Annotated in this window: 1 protein-coding gene; it reads left to right on the top strand. The window is 48.1% G+C overall.

Annotated elements, in window-relative coordinates; translation table 11 throughout:
* A partial coding sequence (locus AC1DP6_RS36505) for an Ig-like domain-containing protein (RefSeq protein ID WP_477059312.1) occupies positions 1–635 on the top strand: 635 nt, incomplete at both ends.

The following is a 635-nucleotide window of genomic DNA, read 5'->3' as shown; positions in this document are numbered from 1 at the left end:
TAACGGTAAATAGTCTGCCTGTTGTAGGCGGGATCACCGGTACGACTGCTGTTTGTATAAACAGAACTACTACCTTAAGTTCTACTACTGTTGGTGGCGTATGGAGCAGCAGTGATGCSGCTGTAGCGAGTATAGATGCCGCTGGCGTTGTAACTGGGGTMTCCTCTGGCACCGCAATAATCACTTATACGGTAACCAACGGGAGTGGTTGTACCGCTTCGCAAACAACTAGTGTAACAGTAAACAGTCTACCTGTTGTAGGTGCGATTACCGGTACGACTGCTGTTTGTATAAACAGAACTACTACCTTAAGTTCTACTACTGTTGGCGGTGTTTGGAGTAGCAGCGATGCCGCTGTAGCGAGTATAGATGCTGCTGGCGTTGTAACTGGGGTATCCWCTGGCACCGCAAYRATCACTTATACGGTAACCAACGGGAGTGGTTGTACCGCTTCGCAAACAACTACTGTAACAGTAAACAGTCTACCTGTTGTAGGTGCGATTACCGGTACGACTGCTGTTTGTATAAACAGAACTACTATCTTAAGTTCTACTACTGTTGGCGGTGTTTGGAGTAGCAGCGATGCGGCTGTAGCGAGTATAGATGCTGCTGGCGTTGTAACTGGGGTATCCGCT

Source organism: Chitinophaga sp. 01L420, assembly GCF_056399985.1.
This window is presented reverse-complemented; position numbering and strand designations above follow the sequence as displayed.